The sequence below is a fragment of the Pseudonocardia wallangbongensis genome (assembly GCF_054486945.1).
This window is the reverse complement of sequence record NZ_JBRERS010000003.1, coordinates 1-23117: the sequence shown is the minus strand read 5'-3', so window position 1 is coordinate 23117 and position 23117 is coordinate 1. Positions and strand designations below refer to the sequence as shown.

Annotated in this window: 32 protein-coding genes; 21 read left to right on the top strand and 11 right to left on the bottom strand. The window is 71.6% G+C overall.

All coding sequences use genetic code 11. From position 1 onward, the window contains the following. Nucleotides 1-6 precede the first annotated feature (6 nt). The 6 genes from ACU436_RS11470 (at nucleotide 7) to ACU436_RS11445 (ending at nucleotide 5242) form a co-directional block, all read left to right on the top strand. Nucleotides 7-849: a transketolase gene (locus ACU436_RS11470; RefSeq protein ID WP_459024396.1), complete on the top strand. Its 843-nt coding sequence runs from the start codon at nucleotides 7-9 to the stop codon at nucleotides 847-849. After that, complete coding sequence (locus ACU436_RS11465; protein WP_459024395.1) at nucleotides 846-1880, top strand: transketolase family protein; 1035 nt, start codon at nucleotides 846-848, stop codon at nucleotides 1878-1880. Before ACU436_RS11470 ends, ACU436_RS11465 begins: the two co-directional genes overlap by 4 nt. After that, the gene (locus tag ACU436_RS11460) at nucleotides 1877-3109 is read left to right on the top strand and encodes an aminotransferase class III-fold pyridoxal phosphate-dependent enzyme (protein ID WP_459024393.1); all 1233 of its coding nucleotides are present in this window, start codon (nucleotides 1877-1879) and stop codon (nucleotides 3107-3109) included. Before ACU436_RS11465 ends, ACU436_RS11460 begins: the two co-directional genes overlap by 4 nt. A 24-nt stretch (nucleotides 3110-3133) precedes the next feature. Then, nucleotides 3134-3910, top strand: coding sequence for an SDR family oxidoreductase (locus ACU436_RS11455; protein WP_459024391.1), 777 nt, complete (start codon nucleotides 3134-3136; stop codon nucleotides 3908-3910). A gap of 268 nt (nucleotides 3911-4178) precedes the next feature. Further along, nucleotides 4179-5036 carry an EamA family transporter gene (locus ACU436_RS11450; RefSeq protein WP_459024389.1) on the top strand — a complete coding sequence of 286 codons (858 nt, stop codon included), beginning with the start codon at nucleotides 4179-4181 and terminating at the stop codon, nucleotides 5034-5036. Nucleotides 5037-5053: 17 nt separating this feature from the next. Then, nucleotides 5054-5242, top strand: coding sequence for a hypothetical protein (locus ACU436_RS11445; RefSeq protein WP_459024388.1), 189 nt, complete (start codon nucleotides 5054-5056; stop codon nucleotides 5240-5242). A gap of 22 nt (nucleotides 5243-5264) precedes the next feature. Here the strand turns inward: ACU436_RS11445 and mftD are convergent, their stop codons facing one another. After that, nucleotides 5265-6440, bottom strand: a complete 1176-nt coding sequence (gene mftD, locus ACU436_RS11440; protein WP_459024387.1) for a pre-mycofactocin synthase MftD — start codon at nucleotides 6438-6440, stop codon at nucleotides 5265-5267. 65 nt (nucleotides 6441-6505) lie between these two features. Here mftD and mftR point away from each other — a divergent pair, with 65 nt between their 5' ends. Further along, on the top strand, nucleotides 6506-7195 hold the full coding sequence (gene mftR, locus ACU436_RS11435; RefSeq protein WP_459024384.1) for a mycofactocin system transcriptional regulator: 690 nt from the start codon (nucleotides 6506-6508) through the stop codon (nucleotides 7193-7195). Nucleotides 7196-7213: 18 nt separating this feature from the next. On the opposite strand, the gene ACU436_RS11430 is transcribed toward mftR, so the two are convergent. Next, entirely contained in the window at nucleotides 7214-7405 is a 192-nt protein-coding gene (locus tag ACU436_RS11430) for a ferredoxin (RefSeq protein ID WP_459024382.1), read from the bottom strand. Nucleotides 7406-7493: 88 nt separating this feature from the next. On the opposite strand from ACU436_RS11430, the gene ACU436_RS11425 reads away from it, so the two are divergent. Genes ACU436_RS11425 through ACU436_RS11385 form a run of 9 tightly spaced genes read left to right on the top strand, consistent with a single transcriptional unit; the run spans nucleotide 7494 to nucleotide 13796 of the window. Then, on the top strand, nucleotides 7494-8768 hold the full coding sequence (locus ACU436_RS11425; RefSeq protein WP_459024380.1) for a cytochrome P450: 1275 nt from the start codon (nucleotides 7494-7496) through the stop codon (nucleotides 8766-8768). Nucleotides 8769-8779: 11 nt separating this feature from the next. After that, a complete protein-coding gene (locus ACU436_RS11420; RefSeq protein WP_459024379.1) occupies nucleotides 8780-9619 on the top strand; it encodes a mycofactocin-coupled SDR family oxidoreductase in 840 nt (279 codons plus the stop codon). A gap of 14 nt (nucleotides 9620-9633) precedes the next feature. Continuing rightward, nucleotides 9634-10059, top strand: a complete 426-nt coding sequence (locus ACU436_RS11415) for a nuclear transport factor 2 family protein (RefSeq protein WP_459024377.1) — start codon at nucleotides 9634-9636, stop codon at nucleotides 10057-10059. A 2-nt stretch (nucleotides 10060-10061) separates the two neighbouring features. Next, the gene (locus ACU436_RS11410) at nucleotides 10062-11621 is read left to right on the top strand and encodes an AMP-binding protein (RefSeq protein ID WP_459024375.1); all 1560 of its coding nucleotides are present in this window, start codon (nucleotides 10062-10064) and stop codon (nucleotides 11619-11621) included. Then, nucleotides 11622-12074 (top strand): hypothetical protein, encoded by a 453-nt coding sequence (locus ACU436_RS11405; RefSeq protein WP_459024374.1) that lies wholly within the window; start codon nucleotides 11622-11624, stop codon nucleotides 12072-12074. Then, a complete protein-coding gene (locus ACU436_RS11400; RefSeq protein WP_459024372.1) occupies nucleotides 12071-12472 on the top strand; it encodes a MaoC family dehydratase in 402 nt (133 codons plus the stop codon). Before ACU436_RS11405 ends, ACU436_RS11400 begins: the two co-directional genes overlap by 4 nt. Then, nucleotides 12469-12882 (top strand): acyl-CoA thioesterase, encoded by a 414-nt coding sequence (locus ACU436_RS11395; protein WP_459024370.1) that lies wholly within the window; start codon nucleotides 12469-12471, stop codon nucleotides 12880-12882. Before ACU436_RS11400 ends, ACU436_RS11395 begins: the two co-directional genes overlap by 4 nt. Then, complete coding sequence (locus ACU436_RS11390) at nucleotides 12879-13472, top strand: nuclear transport factor 2 family protein (RefSeq protein ID WP_459024369.1); 594 nt, start codon at nucleotides 12879-12881, stop codon at nucleotides 13470-13472. Before ACU436_RS11395 ends, ACU436_RS11390 begins: the two co-directional genes overlap by 4 nt. 15 nt (nucleotides 13473-13487) lie before the next feature. Continuing rightward, nucleotides 13488-13796, top strand: coding sequence for an EthD family reductase (locus ACU436_RS11385; RefSeq protein ID WP_459024367.1), 309 nt, complete (start codon nucleotides 13488-13490; stop codon nucleotides 13794-13796). A gap of 24 nt (nucleotides 13797-13820) precedes the next feature. Here the strand turns inward: ACU436_RS11385 and ACU436_RS11380 are convergent, their stop codons facing one another. The 7 genes from ACU436_RS11380 to ACU436_RS11350 form a co-directional block, all read right to left on the bottom strand. After that, a complete protein-coding gene (locus ACU436_RS11380) occupies nucleotides 13821-15050 on the bottom strand; it encodes a styrene monooxygenase/indole monooxygenase family protein (RefSeq protein WP_459024365.1) in 1230 nt (409 codons plus the stop codon). A 34-nt stretch (nucleotides 15051-15084) separates the two neighbouring features. Then, nucleotides 15085-16314, bottom strand: coding sequence for a styrene monooxygenase/indole monooxygenase family protein (locus ACU436_RS11375; protein ID WP_459024363.1), 1230 nt, complete (start codon nucleotides 16312-16314; stop codon nucleotides 15085-15087). A gap of 56 nt (nucleotides 16315-16370) precedes the next feature. Further along, the gene (locus ACU436_RS11370; protein WP_459024361.1) at nucleotides 16371-17018 is read right to left on the bottom strand and encodes a GTP-binding protein; all 648 of its coding nucleotides are present in this window, start codon (nucleotides 17016-17018) and stop codon (nucleotides 16371-16373) included. Continuing rightward, a complete protein-coding gene (locus ACU436_RS11365; RefSeq protein ID WP_459024359.1) occupies nucleotides 16993-17364 on the bottom strand; it encodes a DUF742 domain-containing protein in 372 nt (123 codons plus the stop codon). Before ACU436_RS11365 ends, ACU436_RS11370 begins: the two co-directional genes overlap by 26 nt. 23 nt (nucleotides 17365-17387) lie before the next feature. After that, nucleotides 17388-17828, bottom strand: coding sequence for a roadblock/LC7 domain-containing protein (locus ACU436_RS11360; protein ID WP_459024358.1), 441 nt, complete (start codon nucleotides 17826-17828; stop codon nucleotides 17388-17390). Further along, a complete protein-coding gene (locus tag ACU436_RS11355; RefSeq protein WP_459024357.1) occupies nucleotides 17825-19030 on the bottom strand; it encodes a sensor histidine kinase in 1206 nt (401 codons plus the stop codon). Before ACU436_RS11355 ends, ACU436_RS11360 begins: the two co-directional genes overlap by 4 nt. Before the next feature lie 250 nt (nucleotides 19031-19280). Beyond that, the gene (locus tag ACU436_RS11350; protein WP_459024355.1) at nucleotides 19281-19595 is read right to left on the bottom strand and encodes an enoyl-CoA hydratase/isomerase family protein; all 315 of its coding nucleotides are present in this window, start codon (nucleotides 19593-19595) and stop codon (nucleotides 19281-19283) included. Between ACU436_RS11350 and ACU436_RS11345 the strand changes: the two genes are divergently transcribed. Next, nucleotides 19594-19887, top strand: coding sequence for a hypothetical protein (locus tag ACU436_RS11345; protein WP_459024353.1), 294 nt, complete (start codon nucleotides 19594-19596; stop codon nucleotides 19885-19887). The genes ACU436_RS11350 and ACU436_RS11345 overlap by 2 nt on opposite strands. On the opposite strand, the gene ACU436_RS11340 is transcribed toward ACU436_RS11345, so the two are convergent. Further along, nucleotides 19863-20282, bottom strand: coding sequence for a hypothetical protein (locus tag ACU436_RS11340; RefSeq protein ID WP_459024351.1), 420 nt, complete (start codon nucleotides 20280-20282; stop codon nucleotides 19863-19865). The two genes, ACU436_RS11345 and ACU436_RS11340, sit on opposite strands and share 25 nt — an antisense overlap. Before the next feature lie 73 nt (nucleotides 20283-20355). On the opposite strand from ACU436_RS11340, the gene ACU436_RS11335 reads away from it, so the two are divergent. Together ACU436_RS11335 and ACU436_RS11330 are read left to right on the top strand one after the other, a co-directional pair. Further along, nucleotides 20356-20625 (top strand): hypothetical protein, encoded by a 270-nt coding sequence (locus ACU436_RS11335; protein WP_459024348.1) that lies wholly within the window; start codon nucleotides 20356-20358, stop codon nucleotides 20623-20625. Further along, nucleotides 20625-21032 (top strand): type II toxin-antitoxin system VapC family toxin, encoded by a 408-nt coding sequence (locus ACU436_RS11330; RefSeq protein ID WP_459024346.1) that lies wholly within the window; start codon nucleotides 20625-20627, stop codon nucleotides 21030-21032. The genes ACU436_RS11335 and ACU436_RS11330 overlap by 1 nt, the downstream gene beginning before the upstream one ends. Before the next feature lie 8 nt (nucleotides 21033-21040). On the opposite strand, the gene ACU436_RS11325 is transcribed toward ACU436_RS11330, so the two are convergent. Beyond that, a complete protein-coding gene (locus ACU436_RS11325) occupies nucleotides 21041-21616 on the bottom strand; it encodes a TetR/AcrR family transcriptional regulator (protein WP_459024344.1) in 576 nt (191 codons plus the stop codon). Between the two features lie 117 nt (nucleotides 21617-21733). Between ACU436_RS11325 and ACU436_RS11320 the strand changes: the two genes are divergently transcribed. Beyond that, complete coding sequence (locus ACU436_RS11320) at nucleotides 21734-22567, top strand: alpha/beta fold hydrolase (protein WP_459024342.1); 834 nt, start codon at nucleotides 21734-21736, stop codon at nucleotides 22565-22567. 157 nt (nucleotides 22568-22724) lie between these two features. Next, complete coding sequence (locus ACU436_RS11315) at nucleotides 22725-23018, top strand: helix-turn-helix domain-containing protein (RefSeq protein WP_459024340.1); 294 nt, start codon at nucleotides 22725-22727, stop codon at nucleotides 23016-23018. Nucleotides 23019-23117 lie beyond the last annotated feature (99 nt).

Sequence of the window (23117 nt, the reverse complement as noted above, 5' to 3'; positions counted from 1 at the left end):
GCAGGAGTGCCCGTCACCAGTACCGACCAGGTCGCGCACCTCGCCGACCGGGCGAGGTTCGTGCGCACCGAGACCGTCCGGCTCACCCGCATCGCCGGGGCGGGCCACTACAGCGCCGTGTTCTCCTGCGCGGAGCTGTTCTCCGTCCTCTACTACGCGCAGCTGCGCCTCGACCCGTCCCGCCCGGAATGGCCGGACCGCGACCGGTTCGTGCTCAGCAAGGGCCACGCGGCGATCGGCCTGTACCCGGTGCTCGCCGACCTCGGCTTCTTCGACCCGTCCGAGCTGGACACCTACACGCGCCTGGGCAGCCCGTTCGGCGACCACCCCGACATGCGCCGGATCCCCGGCGTCGACTTCTCCTCCGGCTCCCTCGGGCACGGGCTGTCGATCGCCGCGGGCATGGCCCTCGCCGGGCGGATGTCCGGCTCCGACCACCGCACGTACTGCCTGCTCGGCGACGGCGAGCTGGCCGAGGGCCAGATCTGGGAGGCGGCGATGTCGGCCGGGCACTTCCGGCTCGGCAACCTCGTCGCGATCGTCGACGCCAACCAGCTCGGCATCGACGGCTTCGTCCGCGACGTGATGGCCGCCGAGCCGATCGACGGGCGGTTCGCCGCGTTCGGCTGGCAGACCCACCGCGTCGACGGGCACGACATCCCGGCGCTGCTGGAGCTGTTCGCCGGCCTGCCGTCCGCCGTGGACGGCCCGCCGCAGCTCGTCGTGGCGGACACCGTGAAGGGCAAGGGCGTGGCGCGCATGGAGCTGTCGCCCGACTGGCACGTCGGCAACCTGGCCGGCACCGACTACGACGACGTGCTGGCCGAGCTCGGGCAGGAGCGCGCATGAGCAGCACCCAGGACCAGTCGGAGCTGTTCAACGGCACCGCGAACGTCGGCCTCAAGGACACCCGCTCCGTCGACGGCACCGACACCCGGGCGATCCCGGCGTTCGTGTTCGGCGAGGAGCTCGCCCGCCTCGCCGACCACGACCCGCGCATCGTCGTGCTCACCGCCGACCTGGCCCGCTCGAACCGGGCCACCGACTTCGCGACCCGGCACCCGGAGCGGTTCGTCAACGTCGGCATCGCCGAGAAGAACATGATCACGATGGCGGCCGGGATGGCCGCGTCCGGCTACCTCCCGTTCGCGGCCACGTTCGGCGCGTTCGCCGCCCTGCTCTGCGCCGAGCAGATCCGCACCGACTGCGCCTACCCCGGCATGCCGGTCCGGGTGGTCGGCCACCACTCCGGCATGTCCATGGGCTTCTACGGCACGAGCCACCACAGCCTCGAGGACCTCGCGATGATGCGCTGCATCGCCGATCTGACGGTCGTGTGCGCCACCGACGCGAACCACCTGCGCGCCCTGCTGCGCCTGTCGCTCGACCACCCGGGCGCCATGTACATCCGGCTCGGCCGCGGGCGGGACCCCCAGGTCTACGACGAGGTGCCGGACCTGGCGGTCGGCCGCGCCGAGACCGTCCGCGACGGCACCGATCTGACGATCATCGCCACCGGCTCCGAGGTGCACCCCGCGGTGGAGGCCGCCGACGAGCTGGCCGCGGGCGGGATCTCCACCCGGGTCGTCGACATGTTCACGATCGCCCCGCTCGACCGTGCCGCCGTGCTCGACGCCGCGCGGTCCACCGGCGCCGTCCTCACCGTCGAGGAGGGCAACCTCACCGGCGGGCTGGGCAGCGCGGTCGCCGAGTGCCTGTTCGAGGCCGGCGCCCACGTCCCCTTCCGCCGCCACGGTGTGCCCGACGAGCACGTGCCCGTCGGCCCGCCCGCCGCGCTCTACGCCCACTACCGCCTCGACGGGACCGGCATCGCCGCCGTCGCCCGCGAGCTGCTCGACTCCGGGGGGTCCTCGAGATGACCAGCGCACCCACCGTCCTCGGCGAGCGCGAGCTCGCGCTCCGCGAGCGGGCCCGCCAGGTGATCCCCGGCGGGATGTACGGCCACATGTCCGTCCAGGCCTTCAGCTCCGCGCACCCGCAGTTCATGGCCTCCGGCGAAGGCTGCCGGGTCACCGACACCGACGGGCGCACCTACCTCGACCTGATGTGCGGCTGGGGCCCGGTCGTCCTCGGCCACCGCCACCCCGCCGTCACGGCCGCCGTCCGCGACCAGCTCGACCGGGGCGACTGCCTCGACGGCACCGGCCCGGTCGCCGTCGAGTTCGCCGAGCTGCTGGTGGACACGGTCCCGTCCGCGGACTGGGCGTTGTTCTGCAAGAACGGTTCCGACGCCACCACGACGTGCGTCACGATCGCCCGGGCGGCGACCGGGAGGCGGAAGCTCCTGGTCGCCCACGGCGCCTACCACGGCGCAGTGCCCTGGTGCTCTTTGCGCGGCTCGGGCGTGACCGAGGAGGACCAGGCGCACCTGGTGCACTACGAGTACAACGACCTCGCCTCCGCCGAGGCCGCCGCGGCCGAGGCGGGCGACGACCTGGCCGCGATCGTCGTCTGCCCGATGCGCCACGACATCAAGCGCGACCAGGAGCTCGTCGACCCCGCGTTCGCCCGCGGCCTGCGCGCGCTCGCCGACCGCACCGGCGCCGTCCTGGTCCTCGACGACGTCCGCTGCGGGTTCCGCCTCGACCTCGGCGGCAGCTGGGAGCCCCTCGGCGTCCGGCCGGACCTGTCGGCCTGGTCGAAGGCGATCGCCAACGGGCAGGCGCTCGGCGCCGTCACCGGCGTCGACGCGCTGCGCGACGCCGTCGGGTCGATCTACGTCACCGGGTCGTTCTGGACGGCGACGGTGCCGCTGGCCGCGGGCCTGGCGACCCTGACCGAGCTGCGCAAGGGCGTCGCCCTGCCGGGCATCGCCCGCGCCGGCGCCCGGCTGCGCGATGGGCTCGCCGCGCAGGCCGCCGCGCACGGGTTCGAGATCAACCAGACCGGGCCGGTGCAGATGCCGATGCTGTCGTTCGCGGGCGACGAGGGCTTCCGGCTGGTGACGGCGTTCGCGGAGGCCGCCGTCCGGCGAGGCGTGTACCTGCACCCCTGGCACAACTGGTTCCTGTCCGCCGCGCACACCGACGCGGACATCGACGAGATCCTCGGGCGCACCGACGACGCGTTCGCCGCCGTGAGGGGATGACGGGAACCCGGCCATACTCGCCGGGTGCCTGATCATCGGGAAGACCAGCGCGGCCCGTTCGACCTGACCGGGCGGACCGCCGTCGTCACCGGGGGCGCCCGCGGCCTCGGCCGGGGAACCACGCTCGCGCTGCTCGCGGCCGGCGCCGACGTCGTCTCGCTGGGCCGCTCACCGGTGCCCGCCGACCTCGCCGACGCCGCCACGGCGCTCGGCAGGCGGCTCACCGCCCACGCACTCGACCTCTCCGACACCGCCGCGATCACCACGACCGCGCGCGAGGTGCTCGCCGGGCACCGCGTCGACATCCTCGTCAACAACGCCGGCGTGCAGGACCGGTACCCGGCCGCCGAGTTCCCGCTCGACGCCTGGGACCACGTCCTGGACGTCAACCTGCGGGCCGTCTTCCAGCTCTGCCAGCTCTTCGGCGGCCCCATGCTGGACCGCGGGGCCGGCGCCGTCGTGAACGTGGCGTCGCTGCTCTCGTTCCAGGGCGGCATCACGGTGCCCGCCTACGCCGCCAGCAAGGGCGGGGTCGCCCAGCTGACCAAGGCGCTCTGCAACGAGTGGGCGGGCCGCGGCGTGAACGTCAACGCCGTCGCCCCCGGCTACATGGACACCGAGCTGAACAGCGCGCTCCTCGCCGACCCGGTCCGGAGCGAGCAGATCTCGGTGCGCATCCCGGCCGGGCGGTGGGGCCGCCCCGAGGACATCGGGAACGTCGTGGTGTTCCTCGCCTCCCCCGCCGCCGCGTACGTGCACGGGCAGGTGATCGCGGTGGACGGCGGGTGGCTCGCGCGGTAGGCGCCGCGGCCCGGCCCCATTGCCCCGGCTGGCCGGACTCTGCATTCGAACATCGACTGCAGTAGCGTCGGGGTCAGCGCGTGGTTGCGCCTAGGGTTCCGCTCGCCGCCCGCCCCGACGACCACAACCAGGACGGCGAGGACTGGACCGAGCGGCGCCAGCACCCCACCCGGTTGCGGTGGGCCCACACCTGACGGGACAAAAGCCCTGAGGGCTCCTGATCCGACGTGTCCGCCTTCGGCGGACCGGCCCACGGGGAGCCCCATCGATGTCCGTCACCACACCGTCGCTCGGCCCGTTCATGATCGCCGCGGTGCTCGCCGCCGCCGTGCTGCACGCGGCCTGGAACTCCATCGCCCACGGCATCGGGGACCGGCTGGTCGGGTTCGCCCTGATCGGGGTCGTCGACGTCGTCGGCGGCGGCGCCCTCGCCGCGTTCGCCGGCATGCCACCCGCCGGCGCCTGGCCGTACATCGTGGCCTCGGCCGTGGTGCACATCGGGTACACCCTGCTGCTGCTCGCGAGCTACCAGCTCGGCGAGTTCAGCCAGTCCTATCCCCTCGCGAGGGGCACGGCGCCGCTGATCGTCGCGCTCGCGTCCGTCCTGCTGCTCCACCGGCCGCTGGCCGGGCAGGACGTCGCCGGCGTCCTCGCCGTCTCCGCCGGGCTCATCGGGCTGGTCCTCGCGGGCGGCATCCCCGGGCGCAAGCAGCTGCCGGCCGTGGCGGCCGCGGTCGCGACCGGCCTGCTGATCGCCGGGTACACCGTGATCGACGGCCTGGGCGTGGCGAAGGGCCCGCTGCTCGCCTACATCGGCTGGATGTTCTTCCTGCAGGGGCCCGCGCTGCCCGTGCTGGCGGTGGTGCGCCGGGGCCGGCGCCTGCCCGCGCTGCTGCGCCGCCACGGCGGGGCCGGGCTCGCCGGCGGGGCGATCTCGCTCACCGCGTACTCGATCGTGCTCTGGGCCCAGACCTCCGGCGCGCTCGCCCCGATCGCGGCGCTCCGCGAGAGCAGCATCGTGTTCGGCGCCCTCATCGGCGCGGTGTTCCTGCGGGAGCCGCTCGGGCACCGGCGCACCCTGGCGGCGGCCGTCGTCCTGACCGGGGTGCTGCTGTTGAGCCTGTGAGGGGGCATCATCGGGGGATGCGGTTCGTGCTTCCCGCCCTCGGTGTCGTCCTGGTCCTGATCGGTGCCGTGTGGACGCTGCAGGGCAGCAACCTGCTCGGCGGCAGCTTCATGTCCGGTTCCCGGTTGTGGCTGGTGATCGGGCTGGTCGCCCTGGTGGCCGGGATCTGGCTACTGGTGCGGGCCGTCCGGGCCCGGCGCGTCTGAGCGGACCCGGCGCCGCAGATGCTCACCGAGGGTGCACGGCGTCGGTGAACCCCGCCGGGACGATGATGTCGTCGCGGCTCAGCTCCTCGACCGAGCTGCGACCGAGCCCGAGCAGGGCCGAGTCGATGCCGCCGCGCATGATGTCGAGGACGTTCTCCACGCCGGCCTGTCCCGCGGCGGCGAGGCCCCACAGGTAAGCGCGACCGATCAGGACGGCGCGAGCACCCAGCGCCATCGCCTTCACGACGTCGCTGCCGCGGCGGATGCCGCCGTCGAGCAGGACCTCGACCTGCTCGCCCACCGCCTCGGCGATGGCGGGCAGCGCCCGGATCGTGGCGGGCGTGCCGTCGAGGTTGTTGCCGCCGTGGTTGGAGACGGAGATGGCGCTGACCCCGGCGTCGACGGCACGCTTGGCCTCGTCCGGCCGGAACACGCCCTTGAGCAGGAACGGTCCGTCCCACTGCTCGCGCAGCCAGCGCACGTCCTCCCAGCTGGGCGGCGGTGTCTGCATCCACTGGCCGTAGGCGCCGAAGAACGTGAGCGGGGTTTCGCCGGGATCCGACATGTTCGGCACGGTGAGGTCCGGCAGCTGCCGGGTGCGTCCCCAGTCGAGCAGCCACCGCGGGTGCGTGATCCCCTCCGGGGCGAAGCGGAGCATCTCGCGGAAGGAGAGCCGCTCGGGGATGCGCGGGCTCCCCCAGTCACGGCCGTGGGAGAACGACCAGTCGGGCGTGAGGATCAGCCCGACGGCGCCCGCCGCGCGAGCTCGCTCGACGCGCCGCGCGATGTCGTCCCGGCTGCCGCACCAGTAGATCTGGAAGAGCGTCCGGGGGTTGGCCGCGACGACGTCCTCCACGGGCTTGCTGGCGAACGAGGACAGGCCCATCGCGGTGCCCCGCGCCGCGGCCGCGCGGGCCACGGCGACCTCGCCGTCCGGGTGCACCGCCTGCACCCCGGTGGGCGAGATCAGGACCGGCAGCGACACCTGCTGCCCGAGCACGGTGGTGCCGAGCTCGCGCTTGCCCGAGAACCCGGCCGTGCGCGGGGCGAAGCCCAGCTCGTCGAAGGCGGCCTGGTTGTCCAGCAGGGTGAGGCCCTTCTCCGAGCCCGCGACCAGCGCCCCGTACACCGACGGCGGCAACCGCTTCCGCGCGCGCCGCTGCGCCTCGGCCACCGTCTCGAACCAGGCCCCGCCCATGATCAGCCCTTCGCCGGACTTTTCGACACGCAGTGTCGAATTTAGGGGGACGATAGCGTCGCACCGTGACGGGAACAAGACCGGCGCGCCGCGGCCGCCCTCGGGGCACGAGCACGCGCGAGCTCGAGCTGATCGCGCTGCGCCTGTTCGCCGAGCAGGGCTTCCACGAGACCACGATCGAGCAGATCGCCGCGGCCGCGGGCGTCAGCACCCGCACGTTCTTCCGCTACTTCGACGCCAAGTCGAGCGTGCTGTGGCAGACGTTCGACAGCGAGGTCGAGGCGATCCGCACCGCCCTCGCCGACGCGCCCGACGACCTCCCGGTGATGGACGCCGTCCGCCACGCCGTCCTCGCCGCCAACCACTACCGCGCCGCCGACGTCCCCGAGCTGCGGATGCGCATGACCCTCGTCGGCAACGTGCCCGAGATCGCCGCCAGCGCCACCGTGCGCTACGACGCGTGGGAGCGGGCCATCAGCGAGTTCGTCGGCCGGCGTGTCGGCCAACCGGCCGACTCCCTGTTCCCGCAGGTGGTCGGCCGCGCCACGCTCGCCGCGTGCCGCGCTGCCTACGAACGTTGGGCGGCCCGCGCCGACGCCGACCTCACCGTCTACCTCGACGCCGCGCTGCGCGCCCTGGCGAACGGCTTCCGCGAGCCGCTCGCGGAGCCACTCCCGACGGTCAGCCGCGACTTCTCACACCCAGGGCGGGCCGCACACAAGGCCGACCCTGTGAGGCCCACGCCCGATATGTGATGTCGGGCCGCCCGGGGGCTAGGACGCCGAGATCGCGCGCTCCGGGCAGCTGTCCACGCCGAGACTGGCGTCGGCCTCCATCTCCGGCGGCACCGGGTCGGTCCGGACGATCGAGTGCCCGTCCTCCTCGGCGAGGTCGAAGACGTCGGGTGCGCTCATGTGGCAGATCCCGTGGCCCTGGCACGCCTCCAGGTCGACGTTGACGCGCATCGCTCTCCCTCCGGCCACCATTGACAGACGCAAACCAGGATCAGCATTATCACATCTAGGCCGTCCGAGAGAAAGTCGAGGAGACCGCATGAGAGCGGAGCAGCGTTGCCCCGTCGTCCACTTCGACCACCACTCGCAAGCGCACGCCGAGGACACCGTCGGCGGCTACCGGGCGGTGCGGCGGACGCATCCCGTCGCGTGGACGGAGGCCCACGGCGGCTTCTGGCTCCTCTCGGACTACGACGCGGTCTTCGAGGCGGCCCGCGACGACGACGTCTTCTCCTCCCAGCGGCTCGACGAGTACGGCGGCCCGGGGCTGTCCGTCGTCATCCCGAAGACGCCGATGCACGAGCACATCCCGATCGAGCTGGACCCGCCGGCGTTCCGCGGCTACCGCAAGATCGTCAACCCCATCGCGGCACCCGCGGCCGTCGAGAAGGTCGCGGACCGGATCGAGACGTGGACCACCTGGTTCATCGACGAGATCATCGAGTCCGGGCGGGCCGACCTCGCGCAGGTGATCGGCGTGCCCTCGATCGTCACGATCGACTGGCTCGGCCTGCCGGTGCAGGGCTGGCACCGCTACTCGCGCGCCCACCACGCCACGCTCGCCGAGGAGACCACCAGCGCCGCCTACCAGCAGGCCGTGCAGGTCGACCTGCCGTGGTGCACGGAGCAGATGCGCGAGGTGATCGCCGCCCGGGCGGAGCAGCCGCGCGACGACGCCATCAGCTACCTCGTGCAGCAGGAGGTGGACGGGCGGCCGATCACGCAGGCGGAGGTCTTCTCCATCGTCGAACTGCTCATCGCCGGTGGCGTCGGCACCACGGCGTCGCTGGTGAGCCAGGCGCTGGTGTGGCTCTACGAGCACCCGGACGTGCGCCGGGAGCTGATCGACGACCCGTCGTTGCTGCCCCGCGCGCTGGAGGAGTTCCTGCGCTACTTCTCCCCCACCCAGGCGCTCGCCCGCACCGTGCTCACCGAGACCGAGTTCCACGGCTGCCCGCTCAAGGTCGGTGACCGGGCGCTGCTGGCCTGGTCGTCGGCCAACCGGGACGAGCGGGCGTTCGAGGACCCCGACGAGATCGACATCCACCGCTGGCCCAACCGGCACCTCGCCTTCGGGGTGGGCATCCACCGCTGCGCCGGCTCGCACCTGGGCAAGCGGATGGCCCTGTCCATGCTCGGCCAGGTGCTCGAGCGGATCCCCGACTACGTCGTGGACCTCGACGCCCTCGAGCGCTACCCGCGCCAGGGCGTCAACAAGGGTTGGCAGCGCATCCCCGCGACGTTCACGCCCGGCGAGCGCCGGCTCGCCCCCGGCACCGTGCCGCCCGGCGTCACCGCCGCGTCCCACGTCTAGAGGAGAGCACCGTGACCGGACGGATGGACGGCAAGGTCGCCTTCATCACCGGGGCCGCCCGAGGCCAGGGCCGCAGCCATGCGGTGCGCCTGGCCGAGGAGGGCGCCGACATCGTCGCCGTGGACATCTGCGCCGACATCGCGAGCGTCACGCCGTTCTACCCGCTCGCCACCGAGGCGGAGCTCGCCGAGACGGTGCGCGCCGTCGAGGCGCTCGACCGGCGGATCGTCGCCCGCCGCGCCGACGTCCGCGACCTCGACGGGCTGCAGGCCGCGTTCGACGAGGGCCTCGCCGAGCTGGGCCGGATCGACGCCGTGGTGGCCAACGCCGGCATCGCCACCTACGGCCGGGCCTGGGAGCTCACGGCCGAGCAGTGGCGCGACATGATCGACGTGAATCTGACCGGCGTCTTCCACACGGCGAAGGTCGCGATCCCCGCGATGATCGACGCGGGCCGGGGCGGCTCGATCCTGTTCACCAGCTCGATCGGCGGGCTCAAGGGCATCCAGCAGGTCGCGCACTACGTGTCCGCGAAGCACGGGATCGTCGGGCTGATGCGCACGCTCGCCAACGAGCTGGCGCCCTACTCGATCCGCGTCAACACGATCCACCCGACCAACGTCGACACGATCATGATCCAGAACCCGGGGACGTGGGGGATGTTCGCTCCCGGCGACCCGGAGCCGACGGTCGAGAAGGCCATGCCCGGGTTCATGTCGCTGAACGGGCTGCCGGTGCCGTGGGTCGAGCCGCGCGACATCAGCAACGCGGTGCTGTTCCTCGCCAGCGACGAGGCCCGCTACGTCACCGGGGTGACCTTCCCCGTCGATGCAGGCGCATACGTCAAATGAACCCGGGAGTCACCGTGTCCGAGCCCGCTGTTTTCGACCGAGGTGCGATCGAGAACGTCCTGAACCGCTACTCCATCGCCTACGACGACAACGACATGACGGAGATGGCCGACACCTTCGCCGACGACGCCGTGCTCACCATGCGCATCGCCGACGGTGACCTGATCGGCCCGTTCGAGGGCAAGGAGGCCATCATGAAGCTGATGGTCGACTCGCTGGCCTCGCAGACCGACCAGCGCCGGCACGTCACCACCAACCTCGCGGTGCGCCGCGAGGACGGGAGCTCGGCCGCGGTCAGCTCCTACCTCACGCTGGTCTCGGTCGAGAACGGCGCGGCGCGGGTGCTGTCCACCGCCCGATACGACGACGAGCTGCGGCGCGAGGGCGACGGCGCCTGGCGGTTCACCAGGCGCCACATCCAGCTGGACCTGCCCTACTGATCATGAACCAGGGCCTCATCCCCGCCAAGTGGGCCGCGCTCACCCCGCGCGCCCAGGCGGTCTACGACGTCCCGAACGACCGCCGGGTGAGCTGGGCGGACTTCGACGCCATGGTGCGCCGGGCGGCCAACGGGCTGCGCGGCCTCGGCCTGCAGGCCGGCGACCGGTTCGCCGTGCTGTCCCGCAACTGCGTCGAGTACCAGGCGCTCTACTTCGCCGCCGGCCGCGCCGGGCTGGTGCTGCAGCCGCTCAACTGGCGCCTGGCCGGGCAGGAGCTCGCCGCGATCGTCGCCGACGCCGAGCCCCGCGTCGTGATCAGCAGCGCGGAGTGGGCGGACACCGTCGAACAGCTCCAGCGGGACGTGGACCTCGACGTCGAGCACTGGCTGCTGTTCGGCGAGAAGGGCGACGGCAGCCTGGAGCGCCTGCTGGAGTCGGCGTCCGACGAGGAGCCGGTCTGGACACCGCAGGTGCGCGACGACGACCCGTTCTTCATCCTCTACACCGGCGGCACGACGGGCCGCTCGAAGGGCGCGGTGCACTCGCACCGCAGCGCGGCGGCCGGGATGCTGAACCAGACGGTGGCCGAGCGGATCGTGCCGACCGACGTCTACATGCTGACCGGGCAGATGTACCACATCCCGATCGTGCTGGCGATGAACTACATGAAGCACGGCTGCCCCCTCGTGCTGGTCAACTTCGAGGCGAAGCAGGCTCTCGAGATCATCGAGGCCGAGCGGGTCTCGGCCTTCCTCGGCATCACGACCATGCTGAACTGGATGATGGCCGTGCCCGGCTTCGCCTCCTTCGACCTGTCCAGCCTGCGCAACATCCAGTACGGCGGCGGGCCGATGCCGTCGTCGGTGGTGCGGGCGGCGCTGGAGTCGTTCCCGTGCACGCTGATCCAGGGCTACGGGCAGACGGAGGGCACGACGATGACCTTCCTGTCCCAGGAGGACCACGCGAAGGCCGTCCGCGGGATCGACGCGCAGCGGCTGCGCTCATGCGGCCGCGAGGGCTTCGTGACGTCGGTTCGCGTGGTCGACCCGGACGGGCACGACGTCCCGCGCGACGCGCGCACGCCGGGGCAGATCATCGTGCGCTCCGAGGCCAACATGGTCGGCTACCTGGGCCGGCCCGAGCTCACGGCGCAGACGCTGCGCGACGGCTGGATGTGGACCGGCGACATCGCCACGTGGGACGAGGACCGCTACGTCTTCATCGTCGACCGCGCCAAGGACATGATCATCTCTGGCGGCGAGAACATCTTCAGCGTGCAGGTCGAGGAGGCGATCAACCAGCACCCGGCGGTGCTGGAGTGCGCCGTGATCGGCGTGCCCGACGTGGAGTGGGGCGAGTCGGTGAAGGCGGTGGTCGTGCTCAAGCCGAAGCAGACCGCCACCGAGCAGGAGATCATCGACGAGGCGCGCAGGCACCTGGCGAGCTACCAGAAGCCGCGGTCGGTCGACTTCGTCCCGGCCCTGCCGAAGGCGCCGACGGGGAAGATCCTCAAGCGGGAGCTGCGCGCGCCCTACTGGGCGGACGCGGAGCGGAACGTCTGAATGCCCTTCGCGGAAGGCGAGCTGGCGGCGCGCGTGGGCCGGGAGTTTCCCGGCGGCACCTACACGATCGAGCCGTGGCGGGCGTGGCTCGTCGCCGACGCGGTGCTGGCGGAGCCGCCGCCGCTGAAGGACGCCGAGGGCCGGGTGGCGCACCCGCTGTTCGCCTGGCTGGCCGCGACCGGCGCGATGGGCGTCACCTGGGACGAGCTGTTCTCCTGGTTCGGGGCCACCGCCGCCGACGGGCCGGTGTTCGGCGAGCACGAGACCACGCTGCACCGGCCGCTGCGGATCGGCGCGACGTACCGGGTGAGCGGGCGGATCGTCTCGGCCGAACGCAAGGTGGGCCGGCGCACCGGCCCCTTCGACGTCGTCGGGTACGAGCTCGATCTGCACGCCGACGGCCACGTCGCCACCTGCTGGAACTCGATCGTCTTCCCCCGGAGGGAATCATGAACGTCGGCACCGAGCTGCCGGTGTGGGAGGTGGAGGCGGTCAGCGCCGAGAAGATGAAGACGACCGCGGCGCTGCTCTCCGACCCCACGCCGATCCACTTCGACACCGAGACCGTGCGGGCGCTCGGCATGGGCGACCGCCCGGTCAACCAGGGCCCGCTGAACATGGGCTACGTGATGAACGCGGTCACCGCGTGGGCGGGTGGGCCGGAGCGGCTGCGCCGGCTGCGGGTGCGCTTCCGCGGCCCGGTGCTGGCGGGCGATCATGTGCGGGTGCGCGGCACGGTCACCGCGGTGCGGGAGGAGGACGGGGTGCGGCTGGCGGAGTGCGACGTGGTGCTCGAGGTGGTCGGCGGCGAGCCGGCCGTCACCGGTACGGCGACGGTGGCGCTGCCGTGAAGGAGCTGTCGTTCCGCCTCTCCTACGGCGACTGCGACACCGTAGGCATCGCCTACTTCGCCATCTACTACCGCTGGATGGAGCGCGCCTACAGCGGCTGGCTCTACGACCACGGCCTGCGCTCCGGCGAGATGGTCGAGTCGCTCGGCGTCCTGACGGTCGGGGCGCACTCGGAGTGCACCTACGTGCGAATGGTGCGGGTGTTCGACGAGCTGACCGTCCGGCTCGTGCTCGGCCGCGTCGGCACCACCTCCTACACGGTCGGGTTCGACTTCGTCCGGGACGGCGACGTCGTCACGCACGGCGCCATGACGTTCGTGTGCCGGGAGCCGGGGAGCGGCGGGAAGAAGGCGGTCCCGGAGCGGCTGCTCGCCGTGCTCCGCACGCTGCCGGCGCGGGTGACTGCGTGAGCCTCGACCTGCCCGCCGTGACCGCCGCGCTCACCACCGTGACCGCGCTGCCCGGTGGGGACGCGGCGGCGCTCGCGACCGCCGTCCGCGCGCAGGCCGACCGGCAGGCGATCACCGACCTCTGCGTCCTCTACGCCCGCGCCGTGGACGACCACGACATCGACGCCCTCGTCACCATGTTCACCGCGGACGGCGTGTTCGAGCGGCGCGGCGTGCCCGCGACCGGGCCGGACGCGATCCGCGCGGCGTACGTCGCGAGCTTCGACACCTACCGGACGATGCTGCACACCCCGCACCCCGGCGTGGTGGCGCTGCACGGAGACGGCACGGCGAGCGGCTGGTCGCACGGCCACGCCGAGCTCGCCACCCGCAGCACGCTGGTGCTGGCCTCCTACCGGTACGAGGATGACTACCGGTGCGCGGAAGGCCGCTGGCGCTTCGCGCGGCGCTCGATCACGTTCATGTACGCGGTGCCCGCCGACCGGCTCGCCACGAGCTTCGGCGGCACCGACCGGATCCGCTGGCCACGGACCCCGCCCGAGACCGCCGACTACCCCGAGACCGCCCCGACCTGGGACACGTACCGCTGACCGGAGGAGATGCGCATGTACCGGCTCGTCGTCAACTACCACCACCCCGCCGACACCGACGCGTTCATGGAGCACTACCGGTCGGTGCACGCGCCGCTCGCCAAGCAGATGCCGGATGTGGCCGCGTACACGTACGGCGTGTGCGAGAGCCTCGACGGCTCGAAGCCCGAGTACTTCCTCACCGCCGTGCTCGACTGGCCCACGAAGGAGGCCGCGCTCGCCTCGCTCGGCTCGCCCGCGGGCCAGCAGGGCACCGGGGACCTGGCGAACTTCGCCCAGGCCGGGGTCTCGATCGTCACGTACGAGACGGAGACGGTGGTCTGAGAGCGGGCCCAGCAAAGGGGGCGTTCAGGACACCTCGGCGAGGTAGGCCTCGGCCTTCTCCGGGTCCATGAACCAGTGCCGGAAGTCGGACGGGTCGCTGAAGCCGTTGACGAACCGGCGGGCCACCGTCTCGTTGCCCTGCGCCACCCCGAGGATCTTCACGACGTGCTCGGGGGGCGGCCCCAGTAGCGCGTTGGTCCAGTGCGTCACGTGCTGGGCGTAGTCCCAGTAGCGCTCGAACGTGGAAGTCATCCAGTCGCGGTCGAACTGCTTGTCGCCGTGGTTCAGGATGCTGTGCAGGTACATCTCGGCGCACTTGGCCGCGTTGTTCGAGCCCTGACCGGTGATCGGGTCGTTGGCCACCACGACGTCGGCCATGCCGAGCACCGCGCCGCCCGAGGGCAGCTCTCCGACGGGCATCCGCACCATGGGGGTGTAGCCGCCGCTGAGCGTGGCGCGGGGGTCGGTCAGCTCCACGGCGCCCGCGCGGTCGTACTCCCACGGGACGAACCGCTGCATCAGCTCGAGCATCCGCGAGAGGAACTCCTGCGGGCCGGGCCGGTCGCTCCAGCAGTCCAGCGGCCCGCCCGGGATCCCCTCGAAGAAGAGGATCTCGCAGTTGCCGCTCAGGGTGGACCCGGGGATCACGAAGAGCTCGCCGACCCCCGGGACGATGTTGAACCGCACCGCGGAGAACTCCGGGTGCTCCGGTCGCGGTGCGAGCCCGTGCACGTAGGCCACCGAGAGGGCCCGCTGCGGCCGCGTGAACGGGGAGCGTTCGGGGTTGCGGTCGAACAGCTGCACCAGCTCGCCCTTGCCGGCGGCGATGATCACCAGGTCGTAGAGGTCGGTGAGCTTGTCGAGGTCGGCGGTGGTGACGCCGTGGGTGATGACCTTGCCGCCGCGCCGCTCGAGCAGCTCCAGCCAGCCCGCCATCTTCACCCGCTGGTCCACCGACTGGGCGTGGTGGTCGAGCATGCCGACCCAGTCCAGCGCCCGGCTCGAGTCCGGCGCCGCGATCGAGACGCCGAGCCCCTCGATCCGGACGGTGTCGGCCTCCCACAGGTTCAGCCCGTGGTCGCGCTCGATCTGCAGCGCGTCGTGGAACATGCCCTGCGTGGACATCACCCAGCCGCGGCGGATCTCCTCGGGGGTGCGCGCGGACATGAGGGTGACGTCGTAGTCGTGCTCTCGCAAGGTCAGCGCGAGCTGGAGGCCGGACTGGCCCGCACCGACGATGAGGACCTTGGGCATGTGCACGCACCCTTCCTGCCTGTGAGAGCTCCGACTACGACACGCTGGCCAGGTATTCCTGGCACTTCTCGGGCTCGAAGAACCAGTCCGCGAGGTCGGAAGGATCGTTGAAGCCGCCCGCGAACCGGTCGGCCACCGCCTGGTTCGTCTGTGCCGCACCCAGCACCGCCTGCACGTGCTCGGGCGGGTCGAGCATGGTGTTCGTGAACTTCGTGACCCACTGGGCGTGCGTCCAGTACGCCTCGAAGGTCTGCTGCATCCAGTCCCGGTCGAACGGCTCGTCCCCGTGCGCCAGGATGGCATCGAGGTAGTACTGCGCGCACCGGCACGCGTTGTTGGAACCCTGCCCGGTGACCGGGTCGTTGGCCACCACCACGTCGGCCATGCCCAGCACGATGTGGCCCGACGGCAGCTCGCCGACCGGCCGGCGCACCATCGGCGTGTAGCCGCCGACGAGCGTGCCGCGCGCGTCGGTCAGCTTCGCGTCGCGGTACCGCTCGTACTCCCACGGGAGGTACGTCTCGAGCAGGCTCAGGTGCCGCTTCCACTGCTCGGCGGGCCCCGGCCGGTCGGAGAACGCGTCGAACGGCCCACCGGGAATGCCGGAGAGGTACAGGATGTCGCACGGGCCGGTCACCGTGTAACCGGGGATGTTGATGTTCTCCCCGGTCCCCGGCACGATGTTCACCCACACGTCGACGGACCCCTCGGGCCGCTCCGACCGCTTCGGCACCCGATCCACGTAGGACACCGAGAGGGCGCGCGCCGGCCTGACGTGCACCGACCGTTCGTCGTCGCGGTCGAACAACTGCACCAGCTCACCCTTGCCCGCGGCGACGACCGTCAGGTCGTACATCCCCGCGAGCGTGTTCAGGTCGGCCGTCGTGACACCGTGGATGACCACTTTGCCGCCACGCTGCTCGAACAGCTCGAGCCACGTCGCCATCTTGACGCGCTGGTCGATCGACTGGGCGGGACCGGGCCACTCGCCCGCCCAGTCGAGTGCCCGCTCTCCCCGCTCGACACTGAGCGAGAGGCCCTGATGCGTGATCGCCGGCGCCACGTCGTCCCACAGGTTCAACCCGTGCGAGCGTTCGATCGTCAACGCCTTGTCGAACATGCACTGCGTCGACATGACCCGGCCACCCCGGATCTCCCCGGCGGTGCGCGCCGACATCATCGTGACGTCGTACCCGTGCTGCTGCAGAGTCAGCGCGAGCTGCAGGCCCGACTGCCCCGAGCCCACGATCAAGATCTTGCGCATCTCCCCCCGTGCCTCCCGTGTCCGTTCTCGTCCTCGGTCAGCTCGACACGCGGACTTCAGGCATGTGCGCGCACCTTTCCCGGCGGTGTGAGCTCCCCGAGGGACATGACGTGCGTGACGAGCCGCCGCAGCGTCTCGACCGTCGACACCCGTTCCCGGGCGTCACAGGTGACGAGCGGGACGTCGGCGGGCAGGGCCAGGGCGTCCCGCACCTCGCCGAGGTCGTGGTGCAGCTCCCCGTGGAACTTGTTGACCGCCACGACGAACGGCAGGTCCGAGTCGTTCTCGAAGTAGTTGATCGCGGCGAACGACTGGTCCAGCCTGCGGGTGTCGACGAGCACGACGGCCCCGAGCGCGCCGCGCGTCAGGTCGTCCCAGAGGAACCAGAACCGCGGCTGCCCCGGCGTGCCGAACAGGTACAGCAGCAGGTCGGGGTGCAGCGTGATGCGCCCGAAGTCCATCGCCACCGTGGTGGTCGACTTGCCGACGTCGACCGGCTCGTCGACGCCGGTGCCCGCCTCCGTCATCCACGCCTCGGTGTTCAGCGGCGGGACCTCGGACACCGAACCGACGAACGTCGTCTTGCCGACGCCGAAACCTCCGGCGACGACGATCTTCGCCGAGACCGTGAGCAACCCGTCGGGCTCGCCCGGCCCCTCGGTCGTCACGGCCTGCGGCTCAAATCCGTAGCCGCTCGAGTCCATCGAGGATCCTCCCGAGCATCTCGCGGTCGTGGTGGTAGGCGTGGGCGGTGGGGTGGATGAAGATGGCGCCCTGGGCGGCGAGGTCGCTGACCAGGACCCGCACCACGCCCAGCGGCATCGAGAGCGCCACCGACAGCTCGGCGATCGACACCCGGGTGCGGGCCCGCTCGTAGAGCGCGCGCGACTCGGGCATCAGCGAGTCGGGCAGGCCCGGGTCGTACCGGGGCACCGAGACCAGCGCCTCGACCAGCAGCTCGTGGCGGGGCCGGGTCCGGCCACCGGTGAGCGCGTAGGGCCGGATCCGCTTGCTGCGCATCTTCCGGTCCGCCCGGGGCTCTCCCGACATGGTGGTCACCTCCGAGGGACTCCTCACGCGGGTGCCCGCCGCGCGGAGAGCACCCGGCGCAGGTCGGCGCGAACCTCCGGGGTCAGCGCGTGGCCCGCGTTGCGCACGAACTGGGTCATCTCGTAGGCCACGACCTTCATGTCGCAGTCCGGACCGGTCAGCACGGCGAAGCCGGCGCCCGAGCCGATGCCCATGAACAGGAACCAGCCGTACGTCATGCGGATCACGATCTGCTCGCACGTGCCCTTGTCGAACAGCGCGGCGCTGTTGCGGGACAGGCTCAGCAACCCGCTCGCGATCGCGGCGAGCTGCTCGGCGTCGTCCTTCGCGACCGTGCGCGACGCGGTGAGCGGGAACCCGTCGGACGACATGATCAGGGCGTGCGTGACGCCGTGCACGCGGCCGACGAAGTCGTTCACCAGCCAGCCGAAGTCCCGGGGCGCTCCGGGGCCATCCGTGGTCACTTCGGCTCCCCGCCCGTGTCCGGCCCGGCGTCCTCGGCGCGCGCGGCCTCCTCCCCGTCGGCGAAGTCGCCGAGATCGGCGAGGAACTTGTCGTGGTCGCCGGGGCCGGCAGCGCCTTCGACCGCGGGATCCTCGGCGTCGGAGGTGTCCTTGATGCTGCGCGACACGCGGCGGGGCAGCCCGCTCGCCGTGGTGCCGCTGATCGTCGGCTCCGGCGGCCGGGGCGCGGGCGACGGTGGCGCGGGTGACGGTGACACGGGCGGGCGGGGGCTCCGCCGGGGGAGGCCGGACGGCGGTGTGGCCGCGGGCGCCTCCGCTCCCCCGCCGGTGGCCGGCACGGGGACCGCCTCGCGGGGCTCCGGCACCGGCTGCCAGTGGCGCCTGCCGTTGATCGGGACGGTCTGGGTGCCCGTCCACCCGTCCTCGGGCAGCTCGGTCACCAGCGACGGCGGGACGAGCACCGTGGCGGTGGTGCCGTTCGGGAGCCTGCGGTGCAGCGACACCCGCAGGTCGTGCCGATCGGCGAGCCGCCCGACCACCGACAGGCCCATGTGCCGCACGGCGTCGTCGTCGAGCCGGAGCGCCTGGGACAGCCTGCGGTTGAGGTCGGCGAGGCGGTCGGCGGGGAGCCCGATGCCGCCGTCCTCGATCCGGATCAGCACGCTGCCCTGCTCGGTCAGGTGGGCGCTGACCCGCACCTGCTCGTTCGGGGGTGAGTGGTTGGCGGCGTTGTCGAGCAGTTCGGCGAGCACCCGGGAGAGGTCGTCGGCGGCGAAACCCACCACGCCCAGCGGCACCATGCGGCCGATCCCGATCCGGGCGTACTGGTCGATCGAGGACATCGCACCGCGGACCGTGTCGAGGATCGAGGTGGTGTCACCGCCGCTCTCCCCGGCATCCCGATCGGCCAGCACGCGCAGGTTCTCCGCGTTGCGGCGCAGCCGCGCGGCCAGGTGGTCGAGCCGGTAGAGCTGGCCCAGCCGCGTGCTGTCGTCCTCCTTGCGCTCCAGCTCCTCGAGCTCGGCCAGCAGCGTGTCGATCAGGTTGAGATCACGCAGGGCGATGCTCGCGCAGGCGTCGACGAGCGACTCGTTCCGCGCCGCCTCGGCCCAGGCGCTCGGCGCGGCTTCGAGTGCCCTCGGCGCGGCGTGGCGGGGCGGGTCCAGGAGGTGCGCCGCCACCACGCGCGAGCGGTCGAGCATTACACGTGATCGATCGAAGATCTCACGAGCGCGCGCCCGCGTCGCCATGCGGTCCACCTCGACATTCGGGAGACATTCCGTTGGAACATACGGTGACGGTCAGTCCCGGATCAGTCACTCTCCCGGGACCGCGGGCTATGCAAGCAGAGTCCGGCGGGCTTGTCGACTGCCCCGTCCAGATCACGTGGATGGCCTGCATGGCGCAACAGCGTGTTCGCGCTGCTCCGCCGGGTGCGCCCGCCGCGAAAGATCACGCGCCGTGACTCGAGATGTCATCCGAACGGTGGCGGGCGCGGAAGGCGTCCACCGCGGCGCGGTGCTCCGGGGTACCGAACAGGAGCGCGGTCGCCTCCACCGGCTCGCTGAGCCCGCCGCCCGTGTCCCGGTTGACGAACGCCTTGCCCACCTGCACCGCCAGGGGCGGGTGCGCGGCGATCTCGGCGGCCAGCGCCACGGCGGCGGGCAGCAGGTCGGCGTCGGGGTGCACCTCCTGCACCAGTCCGGCGCGCCCGGCCCGGGAGGCGTCGATCTCGCGGCCGGTCAGGGCGAGGTAGCGGGTCCGCATGATCGTGTCGATCGAGCAGCACGTGGAGTGGGTGGCAGCCGCGATCGGTGCGCTCCGCGCCGGCGACAAGGCGACGATGGAGGCCTCCGTCGAGGCCGAGGACGCCTGGACCCGGCACGTCGACGAGGTCGGTCACGCCACCCTCTACCCCACTGCCGATTCCTGGTACATGGGCTCGAACGTCCCCGGCAAGCCCCGGGTCTTCCTGCCCTACATCGGCGGCGTGGGGCCGTACCGGCAGAAGTGCGACGAGGTGGCGGCGAGCGGCTACGAGGGGTTCGCCCTCGCATGACCATCGTGGGCGCGGAGCAGGCGGCGGACGAGTGCCCTCGACAGCATCAGGACGAGGATCAGCAGCGTCACCGAGAAGAACCCGCCCAGGCTGACCCGTTCGCCGAAGACGAGGTCGATGGCCTCCAGGACGAGGAACTTGCTGCCGAACAGCACCAACCACAGGAGGAACCCGGCAGCGACCTTGCCCAGCGGCGTGGAGGCTTCGCGAAACCGCGTCTTCACCCGGTCCTTCGCGGCGAGGACGACCTCGAGCACGCCCTTCAGCAGAACGGCGGTGAGGAGTGAGAGCGTGAAGGTCTCGGTGAGGACCTGTGGGAAGTACTCGACGAACAGGTTCAGGACGACGACATAGACGAAGACGTCCACCACTGCGGCCACCGCCCGCTCGGACACCCGAAATATCCTAGTGTCCCGAACGCCCGCGATCGATACCATGGATGGTACCGAACTGGTACCGTAATCAGTCATGGCCATGAACCTGCGGCTTCGCCCGGACGCCGAAGCGGCACTGCGCGCGGAAGCGGAACTGTCGCACCGCTCACAGCAGGACGTGCTCCGGGAAGCCGTTGACCGCTACCTCGGGCTGACCGGGCCCCGCAATCCGGCCGAGGACGACCTCATCGCGAGCGGGAAGGTGCGAGCCCCACGAGTGGCATACCGGAAGGTCGTGCCGGCCGATGACGCTACGTCCGACCTCCCGAGCCTGACCCTTCTCGACCGCGACGACCGGTTCTGATGCGGGTCTACGTCGACAGCAGCGCATTGATCAAGCGAGTGGTCGCCGATCGCGAATCCGCAGCCCTGGTCGAGGCGCTGGACACCCATCATGGCGGTGGCGACCTGCTGCTGTCGTCCTCACTGGCCTGGATCGAGGTGTCACGCGCGCTTCGGAACCGGCACCACCACCGCCTCGCGCGAGTGACGGCCGACGTCGAGGCCGCCCTCTCGGGCGTGGCCGAGCACCCGATGGCACCGGAGGTGGTGAGCCTCGCACGCCGGGTCAATCCCGATGCGCTGCGATCACTCGACGCCATTCATGTGGCCTCAGCGCTCCTGGTCGATGCGGACCTCGTCATCGCCTACGACGTTCGCCTCCTCGCGGCGTGCGAGGAGAACGGGCTCGCTACGGCGACACCCACCTGAGCACGCGGCTACTCCGTCGACCGTTCGCGGGCCAGCAGCATCCTCGGGAGTTCGGTGATCGCCCGGCGGAACGCGGCGGGGTCGCCGCGCAGCCGGGCCAGCACGAGGCTCCCCTCGATCCGGATGAACGCGTCCTCGGCGGCAGCCCGCCCCGCGGCCGGGGATGCTCCGCCGCGACGGGCGGCCGCGGCCATCGCGTCGATCCACGCACCGGTGATCTCGGCGGCGCTCGCGCGGACTCCCTCCGGTGCGCCCGAGAGCGTGAGCGTGTCCAGCACGCACGGCAGCGTGCCGTCGGCGTAGATCGCAGAGATCCGCCGGCCCGACTCGACGATGCCCGCCGCGAGGTCGGGGTCGCTCGTCATCGGCTCCAGGGCCTGCGCGAAGAGCTCCCGCACCCGGCCCATCACGGCCTGCGCCATCTGCACCTTGCCGTCGGGGAAGCGGTGGTACAGGCTCGCCCGTCGGAGCTGAGCCCCGTCGGCGAGCGCGCCCAGCGAGGCACCTTCGAAGCCCGCGACGCGGAAGACCTCGGCGAGGCGGTCGAAGAGCTCGACGTCGGGGACCGTCTGGGGGCGAGGCATGGCTCGACGTTACCGAACGAACGGGAAAGTTACCGCGTCGCACTCGTCACATTGTATTACCGATCGTTCGGTAATAGCTTCGGCCCGTTCAGTCCCCACCGGAAGGAAGTCGCGATCATGGCCACGATCACCGTCGGGCACGAGAACAGCACCGACATCGTCCTGAACTACACCGACCGGGGCACCGGGCAGCCGGTCGTCCTCATCCACGGCTACCCGCTCAGCGGGGCGTCCTGGGAGAAGCAGGAGGAGCGGCTGCTGGAGGCCGGCTACCGGGTCATCACCTACGACCGCCGTGGGTTCGGCGACTCCAGCAAGCCCTCGTTCGGCTACGACTACGACACCTTCGCCGACGACCTCGACCAGATCCTCACGACCCTGGACGTCACCGACGCGGTGCTCGTCGGCTTCTCGATGGGCACCGGCGAGGTCGCCCGGTACCTGGCCCGGCACGGGTCCGGGCGCGTGGCGAAGGCCGCCTTCCTGGCCTCCCTGGAGCCGTACCTGATCAAGACGACCGACAACCCGACCGGCGTGGACCAGAGCGTCTTCGACGGCATCCTCGCCACCGCCAAGGCGGACCGCTACGCCTGGTTCACCCAGTTCTACCAGGACTTCTACAACCTCGACGAGAACCTCGGCTCGCGCATCAGCGAGGAGGCGGTGCGGGGCAGCTGGAACGTCGCGTCGGGTGCGGGCGCCCGCGCGTCCTGGGCGGTGGTCCCCAGCTGGGGCACCGACTTCCGCGCCGACATCCAGAAGGTCGACGTGCCGACCCTCATCGTGCACGGCACACACGACCGCATCCTGCCGATCGACGCCACGGGCCGGGAGTTCACCAAGCGCCTCCCGAACGCCCGCTACGTCGAGATCGAGGGTGCGCCGCACGGGATGCTGTGGACGCACGCCGACGAGATCAGCGACCTGCTGGTGGAGTTCCTCGCCGCCTAGCGTTCAGCCGGACTTCGTGATCTTGCAAGGGCGGGACAGGTCCATGATCACGGTGACTGGCAATCGCCCGGGTGGCTCGGCGTAGACGTGAGCGGGCTCCGGTCAAGGGCGGATTCAAGGAGTGATCGCAACACCCTTCTGAACTGGGGTGATTGTGATGGCAGGGTCTCGGCGGTATCCACGGGAGCGGGTGCGGGCGTTTTGGCGGGCGCGGCTGGCGGGGGTGTCAGTCGCTGACGCCGCGGAGCTGGTCGGAGTGTCGGAGACCAGGGCACGGGACTGGATCGCGGAGTCTGGCGGCATGATCCCTGATCTTGCCGAGCCCTCTGGTTGGCACCTGTCCTTGGCGGAGCGGGAAGAGATCGCGGTGGGCTGGGCGGCCGGGCTGAGTCGGGCCGAGATCGCTCGTCGGACTGGCCGGCATCGCGAGCGTGTCAGATGGTCTGTGTAACAAGATCCTCTTGAATCGAGGAGTACACAGATGACCATGACCGATGACCCGCGGGTTGAGCATCCACTTGGCGCCGCCGATGCCGCGCCGGTGACCGCG

Excerpts from the sequence above, each read along its gene's own strand:
- ACU436_RS11465 (WP_459024395.1), top strand. The coding sequence starts at position 846 with ATGAGCAGCACCCAGGACCAGTCGGAGCTGTTCAACGGCACCGCGAAC.
- ACU436_RS11460 (WP_459024393.1), top strand. The coding sequence starts at position 1,877 with ATGACCAGCGCACCCACCGTCCTCGGCGAGCGCGAGCTCGCGCTCCGC.
- ACU436_RS11450 (WP_459024389.1), top strand. The coding sequence starts at position 4,179 with ATGTCCGTCACCACACCGTCGCTCGGCCCGTTCATGATCGCCGCGGTG.
- ACU436_RS11445 (WP_459024388.1), top strand. The coding sequence starts at position 5,054 with ATGCGGTTCGTGCTTCCCGCCCTCGGTGTCGTCCTGGTCCTGATCGGT.
- mftD (WP_459024387.1), bottom strand. The coding sequence starts at position 6,440 with ATGGGCGGGGCCTGGTTCGAGACGGTGGCCGAGGCGCAGCGGCGCGCG.
- ACU436_RS11430 (WP_459024382.1), bottom strand. The coding sequence starts at position 7,405 with ATGCGCGTCAACGTCGACCTGGAGGCGTGCCAGGGCCACGGGATCTGC.
- ACU436_RS11425 (WP_459024380.1), top strand. The coding sequence starts at position 7,494 with ATGAGAGCGGAGCAGCGTTGCCCCGTCGTCCACTTCGACCACCACTCG.
- ACU436_RS11410 (WP_459024375.1), top strand. The coding sequence starts at position 10,062 with ATGAACCAGGGCCTCATCCCCGCCAAGTGGGCCGCGCTCACCCCGCGC.
- ACU436_RS11405 (WP_459024374.1), top strand. The coding sequence starts at position 11,622 with ATGCCCTTCGCGGAAGGCGAGCTGGCGGCGCGCGTGGGCCGGGAGTTT.
- ACU436_RS11400 (WP_459024372.1), top strand. The coding sequence starts at position 12,071 with ATGAACGTCGGCACCGAGCTGCCGGTGTGGGAGGTGGAGGCGGTCAGC.
- ACU436_RS11385 (WP_459024367.1), top strand. The coding sequence starts at position 13,488 with ATGTACCGGCTCGTCGTCAACTACCACCACCCCGCCGACACCGACGCG.
- ACU436_RS11380 (WP_459024365.1), bottom strand. The coding sequence starts at position 15,050 with ATGCCCAAGGTCCTCATCGTCGGTGCGGGCCAGTCCGGCCTCCAGCTC.
- ACU436_RS11375 (WP_459024363.1), bottom strand. The coding sequence starts at position 16,314 with ATGCGCAAGATCTTGATCGTGGGCTCGGGGCAGTCGGGCCTGCAGCTC.
- ACU436_RS11370 (WP_459024361.1), bottom strand. The coding sequence starts at position 17,018 with ATGGACTCGAGCGGCTACGGATTTGAGCCGCAGGCCGTGACGACCGAG.
- ACU436_RS11365 (WP_459024359.1), bottom strand. The coding sequence starts at position 17,364 with ATGTCGGGAGAGCCCCGGGCGGACCGGAAGATGCGCAGCAAGCGGATC.
- ACU436_RS11355 (WP_459024357.1), bottom strand. The coding sequence starts at position 19,030 with ATGCTCGACCGCTCGCGCGTGGTGGCGGCGCACCTCCTGGACCCGCCC.
- ACU436_RS11345 (WP_459024353.1), top strand. The coding sequence starts at position 19,594 with ATGATCGTGTCGATCGAGCAGCACGTGGAGTGGGTGGCAGCCGCGATC.
- ACU436_RS11350 (WP_459024355.1), bottom strand. The coding sequence starts at position 19,595 with ATGCGGACCCGCTACCTCGCCCTGACCGGCCGCGAGATCGACGCCTCC.
- ACU436_RS11335 (WP_459024348.1), top strand. The coding sequence starts at position 20,356 with ATGGCCATGAACCTGCGGCTTCGCCCGGACGCCGAAGCGGCACTGCGC.
- ACU436_RS11330 (WP_459024346.1), top strand. The coding sequence starts at position 20,625 with ATGCGGGTCTACGTCGACAGCAGCGCATTGATCAAGCGAGTGGTCGCC.
- ACU436_RS11325 (WP_459024344.1), bottom strand. The coding sequence starts at position 21,616 with ATGCCTCGCCCCCAGACGGTCCCCGACGTCGAGCTCTTCGACCGCCTC.
- ACU436_RS11320 (WP_459024342.1), top strand. The coding sequence starts at position 21,734 with ATGGCCACGATCACCGTCGGGCACGAGAACAGCACCGACATCGTCCTG.
- ACU436_RS11315 (WP_459024340.1), top strand. The coding sequence starts at position 22,725 with ATGGCAGGGTCTCGGCGGTATCCACGGGAGCGGGTGCGGGCGTTTTGG.